The following is a 7,169-nucleotide window of genomic DNA, read 5'->3' on the forward strand; positions in this document are numbered from 1 at the left end:
AGTTAACCTCCAAAAATCCTTTCAATAAAGCCCTTTTTCTCCACGTTCAGAAAACGGAACGGTACTTGCTCGCCCAATAAGCGCTTTATGGTATCCAGATAAGCCTGACCGGCGTCGCTGTCTTTATCCAAAATTACCGGCTGGCCAGAGTTAGACGCATTTAGCACTGCTTGCGACTCAGGAATTACCCCAACCAGTTCAATCGCCAGAATTTCTTTAACATCTTCCACGCTAAGCATTTCGCCTTTTTCAACCCGCTCAGGGTTATAGCGGGTAAGTAACAAATGTTCTTTAATGCCTTCCAGGCCTTGTTCAGCGCGGCGTGATTTACTGGATAACATACCCAGAATACGGTCAGAGTCCCGTACTGAAGACACTTCCGGGTTGGTAACCACTACCGCTTCGTCGGCGAAATACAACGCCATCATGGCGCCTGATTCAATACCAGCAGGCGAGTCACAAATAATAAAGTCGAAGTCTTTCGCCAGCTCGTTAAGTACTTTTTCGACCCCGTCGCGGGTTAGCGCATCTTTATCACGGGTTTGCGAGGCCGGTAAAATAAACAGGTTGTCGGTGCGTTTATCTTTAATCAGGGTCTGCTTTAAATTGGCTTCACCGTTGATTACATTGACAAAATCGTACACCACCCGCCGTTCACACCCCATAATTAAATCGAGGTTACGCAGGCCGATATCAAAATCGACAATAACGGTTTTATGACCGGCAAGTGCCAGGCCGGTACCAATTGCGGCGCTGGATGTGGTTTTGCCAACACCGCCTTTGCCCGATGTAACCACAATAATTTTTGCCATAGTGACGATCCTTACACTAATTCAGAAATGACTAAGCTATCGTCCTGCATCTTAATGCAGGCTGATTTGCCCCAAAATTTGCCCTGCAAACTGTCGCTAAGCCAGTAATTACCGGCGATAGAAACCAGTTCAGCCTGCAGGTTATAACAATAAATACGCTTGCTGGTGTCGCCGTTGGCGCCGGCAATTGCCTTGCCTCTGAGCGAGCCATAAATATGAATGTTGCCATCAGCAATCACTTCTGCCCCGGCACCTACCGCACCTTTGACAATTAAGTCGGTGCCTTTGGCATAAATTTGCTGACCCGAGCGCACTGTTTGTTCAACCACTTTGCTATCCATAGTGGTCGCTACTGCAGCAGCGGCTACGCTGCTGGTTGCAGCACTGGTCGCGGGTGGCATGGCAGGAGCATGTTCTCTGGTTTTTACGTTTGCCTTGGGCGCCTGTAACACAGCCAGACCAGCGGCATGCGCTGCGGTTTTTTGTTCAGGATTAGCGGCACTAACACCAACCAGTACCAGTTTCAGCTCGGTAAACAGACTTTTTAAAGAGACAAAATCAGGTATCTGGCTAGTATCATTGAGGTTGAGGACGATAGGAGCCTGCAAAAAAAATGCAGGTGCTTGCGCCAGTTTGGCACTTAATAAGGTTTGCAACGTTGCAACGCTTAAATCAGCACAGTGCAACACTGACATGGGAAATAAACTCCCTTTCAGTTCTAACGAATTATCAGACATAAAACTATCGGCGCACGCGTTATTTTTATCACTGCGATAAGCAGTATTATTTATGCACCTGACCTTGCAGCCAGTGCGCATTACCTGTGCTTCATGTTATAGTTTCGCCTTCTGTTAGGCAAGGTAGCGAAGACCTTTTATTGATGTTATGTGTTGTTTATAAAAGCCCACGTAAAGAGGGCACTTACCTGTATGTTGAACGTCGTGACGATTTTGGCCCGGTACCTGCTGCGCTGATGACCACTTTTGGCAAACCGCAGCTGGTGACGGTACTTAATTTGGCGAAGCGGGAACATTTGGGCCAGGTTGATATTCATAAGTTACGTTCCGCATTACATTCACAGGGGTTTTATCTGCAATTACCGCCCCCTCCCGAAAACCTGCTGGCACAACATAAAGCCAGTATCCAGACAGATAAAGGTTAATATGAAATTAAAATTAGCGCTAAAACATCTTAGCTTGACTACACTGCTGGCAACCAGCTTGCTGACGTCGTACGGCAGTTTTGCCGCCGTTTCGCCATCAGGCACCGACACAGAGCAAGCTGTCAAACCCAGCTTTGCAGATTACACGGCCGCTTTACGGCAAGAAGCCGAACAGAAGGGCTATGATAAAGCCTTGTTGGATCAGGTGTTCAGCTCGCTAACGTTTCACGAGCGGGTGGTAAAAGCCGATCAGAGCCAGCCAGAATCAGTGGAAACGCTCAGCACCTATTTACCGAAACGGGTAAGTACTATCCGGATCACCATGGCGCGGGGGTTTTACCAGCAATATTTGCCAGAGTTGGAAAAAATTGCTGAGAAATATGGCGTGCAACCCCGCTTTATTATCGCCCTGTGGGGCCTTGAGAGTAGCTTCGGGCGTTTTATGGGCACTTATTCTATTCCTTCAGCGTTAGCAACCCTGGCGTACGATGGCCGGCGCGAAACGTTTTTCCGGCAGGAGTTTTTTAACGCGCTGGACATTCTGGCTGAGGGCCATATCAGTTTTGCCGATATGAAAGGCTCATGGGCCGGGGCGATGGGCCAGAGCCAGTTTATGCCAAGCTCGTTTTTAGCCTATGCTCAGGATGGCGACGGTGATGGCAAAAAAGACATCTGGACCAATCAGCTGGATGTATTTGCCTCTATTGCTAATTATTTAAAACAGCAGAACTGGGACAACAGTATCACCTGGGGGCGGGAAGTGGTATTGCCTGAGGGCTTTGACACCGCTATGGCCATTCAACCTGGAAGCCTGGCCCGTGCCGCCTGGTTAGGACGCTGGAACGATTCGGCCCGCAGCCTTACCCAGTGGAACGAACTTGGGGTGCGCCGGCTAAATGGCACGGCATTGCCAGCACGTGACTTACAAGCGGCGTTAATTTTGCCAGACGGCAAAGATGGCCGGGCCTTTTTAGGTTACGACAATTACAAAAGCCTGATGCACTGGAACCGCTCTTATTACTTTGTTACCAGCGTCGGCTACCTGGCCGATCTAATTATTGCCGAGTAAACCATGGCCTATTCTCATCAGCACGTTGACGGCAGCAGCATCGCCTTACCAGTAGGCAAGGTAGTATGCATTGGTCAGAATTATCAGGACCACATTGCTGAAATGCAAAGCAAAACCGCCAGCGAGGCATTGTTTTTTATCAAGCCTAATACCGCTTTGTGTCAGCTGGCGCCGGCTTTCGCGATACCGGTTGGTCGCGGTGCGGTACATAACGAGCTGGAAATTGCCGTGCTGATAAGCCAGTCGTTAACCCAGGCCACCTCCGAGCAGGTAGCGGCAGCGATCTGGGGTTATAGTCTGGCACTGGATTTAACCCTGCGTGAGGTACAAGCCAGCCTGAAGCAACTGGGACGGCCGTGGGAGTTAGCCAAAGGGTTTGATGGCGCCTGCCCGGTGGCTGGCTTTGTGCCCGCCGCTGATGTTGCGCATCCGCAGCAACTGGATTTCAGTCTGGCAGTGAACGGGGTAGAGCGGCAGCATGGCAACAGTGCCAACATGATACGAGGTATTAGCCAGCTGATCAGTGAAATGTCGCAACATTTTACCCTGCTACCCGGCGATATGGTGCTTACCGGAACGCCCGCAGGTGTAGGGCCGCTGCAATCTGGCGACCAGCTGCAGTTGCAACTGGCCGACTTTTTCACTGTTAATACAAAGGTAAGCTAACGATGGCTTTAGCAGAGCGTTACTGGGAAACAAAAACCCTCGATGAAATGAGTAACGAGGAATGGGAAGCGTTGTGCGATGGTTGTGCCAAATGCTGCCTGAATAAATTTATTGATGATGATGAAGAGCAGGGCCCGACCAGTGTTATTAAGGCTGATGAGCAGGTGCACTATACTAATATTGCCTGCCGCTATCTGAACAGTCATAAATGTGAATGTACCGAGTATAGCCAGCGAACCGTGCTGGTGCCGGATTGTATTCAGTTAACCAAAGCCAACCTTAAAGACATTTTCTTTATGCCCACCAGTTGCGCTTACCGGCGCTTGCATGAAGGTCGTGGCTTACCCAGCTGGCATCCGCTGCTCAATAACGGCAAAAAAAGCCTGATGCACAAAAAGCAAATGTCGGTGCGTAACAAAGCCATTTGTGAAACCCATGTCGATCTGGATAATTTTGAAGACTATATCGTCCGCTGGCCACTAAACGATTTAGATTAAGCCGCAGGAAATTAACGATGTCTTTTTCTGAAATTAGCCAACAACTGCTGCGCCATTTTAATCCGGTTACGCTGCAACTGTTTATTACGGTTCTGGTGCTGGTTTTTTATTTTATTATCAGCTATCGGGTTATGCCGTTACTATCTCAGGTTATCGCTAACAGCCGGTTAAAAGCTGAGATGAATAAGCGCGCTGCGGTGGTATTTCACATTTTGCTGGTGCTGCTGCTGATCGTGGTGCTCAGCGTGATATGGGGCGTGGATATTCGTGGCTTGCTGGTGCTGGCGTCATCCATGATTGCCGTGATCGGGGTGGCATTATTTGCTGCCTGGAGTTTACTCAGTAATATCACTGCTTTTTTCATTTTGCTGGGCCAAAAAGCGTTCGCCAAAGGCATGGACGTGCGGGTGATTGATGGCGGTAACCATCTTGAAGGCCGGATTGTCGAAATTAACCTGTTCAGCACCGTGCTGCAAACCAAAGACAATGAACAGGTCATTTACCCTAATAATCTGCTGGTTTCTAGGCCGGTGGTGGTGTTTGCCAGAAAAAGCCGTTCGACGGTTAAAATTACGGTCGCAGAGAAAGCGCAGCGCTGGCGGCGCAAGACCTTCAGCACACCAAAGTCAGATTGATTTTTCCGTGACAGTAGTTTTTGCTGCTGTTACATTTTGCTAAAACGGATACTAACAACAATAACACCGGGCACAGATGCGCTTAAAACATATTAAACTGGCGGGCTTCAAATCTTTTGTCGACCCAACCCAGGTGCCGTTTCCAGAACAAATGACCGCAGTGGTTGGCCCTAACGGCTGCGGCAAATCTAATGTTATAGACGCAGTGCGCTGGGTGCTGGGGGAAAGCTCTGCTAAAAATTTGCGCGGCGACGCCATGACCGACGTTATCTTTAATGGCTCGGGCCAGCGCAAGCCGGTATCGCAGGCGTCGGTGGAATTAGTTTTTGAAAATACCCAGGGCCGACTTAGTGGCAATATGGCCGATCGTAGCGAAATTTCGATTAAACGGCTGGTCACCCGCGAAGCGCAATCGACCTATTTCTTAAATGGTAGCAAGTGCCGCCGGCGTGATATTACCGATATTTTTTTGGGGACTGGCCTCGGGCCCCGCAGCTACGCCATTATAGAGCAGGGCATGATCTCGCGGCTTATCGAATCGAAACCGCAGGAGCTAAGGGTATTTATTGAAGAAGCCGCTGGCATTTCCAAATACAAAGAACGGCGGCGCGAAACTGAGAACCGGATTAAACACACCCGGGAAAACCTTGACCGGCTGGCAGATGTGCGCGAAGAGCTGGCCAAAAATATTGATAAATTAAAACGCCAGGCCAGCACCGCTCAGCGTTACAAAGAATTAAAGACACAAGAGCGAAAACTGAAAGCAGAGCTGACGACTTTAAAATGGCTGCGCTTTAATAACCAGTTAGTAGCATTAGAGCAGCAGTTAGCCAGCGAGGAAACCGAGCTGGAAAAATATCAGGCTGGCATGCAGGGCGAGCAGCGCATGCTGGTTGAGCTAAAAGAGCAAACCAGCGATGCCAGGGCGCACGCTGAACAGCAGCAAAGTCGCTTTTACCAGCTGGGCAACGCCATTAGCCGGCTGGAGCAGCAAATTTTGCATCAGCGCCAGCAGCAGCAGATCCTTAGTAATCAGTTACAGCAAAAGCAGCAGGCGCTGGACGATAGCGAGCAGTTTATCGCCAATGAGCAAGCGCAGTTAAACGAGCTAACCGAGCAACAGCAGCAATACGGCCCGGAACTGGCGCTTGGCGAGGCCCAACTGGCCGAGCTGGAGCTGCAGTTACAACTATCTCAAGCCACTCTGGCAGAGCATCAACAGCAGTGGCAGCGCTGGCAGCAGCAGCATTTTACGCTGCGTCAGCAGCAACAACAGGCGCAGTTAGCCTGGCAAAGCGCCAGCAATCAGGCACAGCAGTATCAAAGCCAGCTGACATTGCGCCAGCAACAATTAGCCGAAGTGCAGCAACAACCGACAGCAAATGTTGAGGAGACTACGTCGCGCGTGCAGCAGTTAACATCGCAGCGTGACGCGGCGCGCCAAAAGGTTGAACAGGCATTGTTGAGCGCAGAAGAAACGGCAGCACAGACTACGGCAATGCAGCAGCAACTGGCTGCGCTGACTACCCGGCAACACATTTTAAGTCAGGAGCAGCAACGGTTAACCGCGCTTGAGCAGCGTCAGCAGCAAAGCCCGCAGGCTCTGCTTTCGCAATTAAAGGTAGCGCCAGGTTGGGCGGGGGCCGTCGCTGCTGCGCTAGGGCCATTGCAACATGCCAGGATTGGCAGTGCAGAGGCGATATCGGCAGATTTTAGTTATGTCAGCCCGCTTAACGTACAAGCTACTCCAGATACCCTGGCCAGTGTGATCCTTGCCGGTCATTATCCGGATTATTTTCAGAATGTTTTACTCGCAGGCAGTGTGGCGGCGGCGCAACAGCAAGTTGCAGCGCTTGCCCCTGGACAGTCGGTTATTACTGCTGCCGGCCAGTGGCTGGGGCAGAATTGGGGCCATAGCAGCAGTAGCGACAGTACCGACTCCGGTTTATTACGGCTTGAACGCCTGGCTGCAATTCATGCTGAAATGGTAGAGCTGACCGCCGATCGGGAGCGGTCAGAGCAGCAGTTAACTCTGGCACAGCAGGCTCAAAGCAACGCGCGCGAGACGCTGACAGCGCAACAACAGCAACTGGCTGATATCGAAAAGCAGATACAGCATGCCGATACCGAGCGCCAGCTGCAGGCTCAGGCCCGGCAACTGGCAGAAAAACAGCAAGCGCAGCTGGCAGCTGAATGTCAACAGCTTGGGGCGAAACATCAGGCGTTGCTGAACGATCTGGCGTTATTGGACGAACGCCAGCAACAGGCGCAATATGTTTTAGATGAGCATGCTGAAGAGGAGCAGAACCTGCAACATCTCCAGCAACA

At 50.7% G+C, this 7,169-nt stretch carries 8 protein-coding genes; 6 read left to right on the plus strand and 2 right to left on the minus strand.

Annotated elements, in window-relative coordinates:
• Positions 1 to 2 precede the first annotated feature (2 nt).
• Positions 3 to 812, minus strand: a complete 810-nt coding sequence (minD, locus tag ABY802_RS08845) for a septum site-determining protein MinD (RefSeq protein ID WP_372626682.1) — start codon at positions 810 to 812, stop codon at positions 3 to 5.
• Positions 813 to 823: 11 nt separating this feature from the next.
• On the minus strand, positions 824 to 1,549 hold the full coding sequence (gene minC, locus ABY802_RS08850) for a septum site-determining protein MinC (RefSeq protein ID WP_372626683.1): 726 nt from the start codon (positions 1,547 to 1,549) through the stop codon (positions 824 to 826).
• Positions 1,550 to 1,692: 143 nt separating this feature from the next.
• On the opposite strand from minC, the gene ABY802_RS08855 reads away from it, so the two are divergent.
• The 6 genes from ABY802_RS08855 to ABY802_RS08880 form a co-directional block, all read left to right on the plus strand.
• Entirely contained in the window at positions 1,693 to 1,974 is a 282-nt protein-coding gene (locus tag ABY802_RS08855) for a YcgL domain-containing protein (protein WP_372626689.1), read from the plus strand.
• Position 1,975: 1 nt separating this feature from the next.
• A complete protein-coding gene (locus ABY802_RS08860) occupies positions 1,976 to 3,043 on the plus strand; it encodes a lytic transglycosylase domain-containing protein (protein WP_372626684.1) in 1,068 nt (355 codons plus the stop codon).
• A gap of 3 nt (positions 3,044 to 3,046) precedes the next feature.
• Complete coding sequence (locus tag ABY802_RS08865; RefSeq protein WP_372626685.1) at positions 3,047 to 3,709, plus strand: fumarylacetoacetate hydrolase family protein; 663 nt, start codon at positions 3,047 to 3,049, stop codon at positions 3,707 to 3,709.
• A gap of 2 nt (positions 3,710 to 3,711) precedes the next feature.
• Positions 3,712 to 4,206 (plus strand): YcgN family cysteine cluster protein, encoded by a 495-nt coding sequence (locus ABY802_RS08870; RefSeq protein WP_372626686.1) that lies wholly within the window; start codon positions 3,712 to 3,714, stop codon positions 4,204 to 4,206.
• A gap of 17 nt (positions 4,207 to 4,223) precedes the next feature.
• Positions 4,224 to 4,841 carry a mechanosensitive ion channel domain-containing protein gene (locus ABY802_RS08875; protein ID WP_372626687.1) on the plus strand — a complete coding sequence of 206 codons (618 nt, stop codon included), beginning with the start codon at positions 4,224 to 4,226 and terminating at the stop codon, positions 4,839 to 4,841.
• A 76-nt stretch (positions 4,842 to 4,917) separates the two neighbouring features.
• Positions 4,918 to 7,169, plus strand: a 2,252-nt coding sequence (locus ABY802_RS08880) for a chromosome segregation SMC family protein (RefSeq protein ID WP_372626688.1), incomplete at its 3' end; no start/stop codon positions are given.

Source organism: Arsukibacterium sp. (assembly GCF_041616895.1).
Lineage (GTDB): Bacteria > Pseudomonadota > Gammaproteobacteria > Enterobacterales > Alteromonadaceae > Alishewanella.

Coding starts and splice junctions, on each gene's coding strand:
- ABY802_RS08865 (WP_372626685.1), top strand. CDS start 3,047: ATGGCCTATTCTCATCAGCACGTTGACGGCAGCAGCATCGCCTTACCA.
- ABY802_RS08860 (WP_372626684.1), top strand. CDS start 1,976: ATGAAATTAAAATTAGCGCTAAAACATCTTAGCTTGACTACACTGCTG.
- ABY802_RS08855 (WP_372626689.1), top strand. CDS start 1,693: ATGTTATGTGTTGTTTATAAAAGCCCACGTAAAGAGGGCACTTACCTG.
- minD (WP_372626682.1), bottom strand. CDS start 812: ATGGCAAAAATTATTGTGGTTACATCGGGCAAAGGCGGTGTTGGCAAA.
- minC (WP_372626683.1), bottom strand. CDS start 1,549: ATGTCTGATAATTCGTTAGAACTGAAAGGGAGTTTATTTCCCATGTCA.
- ABY802_RS08875 (WP_372626687.1), top strand. CDS start 4,224: ATGTCTTTTTCTGAAATTAGCCAACAACTGCTGCGCCATTTTAATCCG.
- ABY802_RS08870 (WP_372626686.1), top strand. CDS start 3,712: ATGGCTTTAGCAGAGCGTTACTGGGAAACAAAAACCCTCGATGAAATG.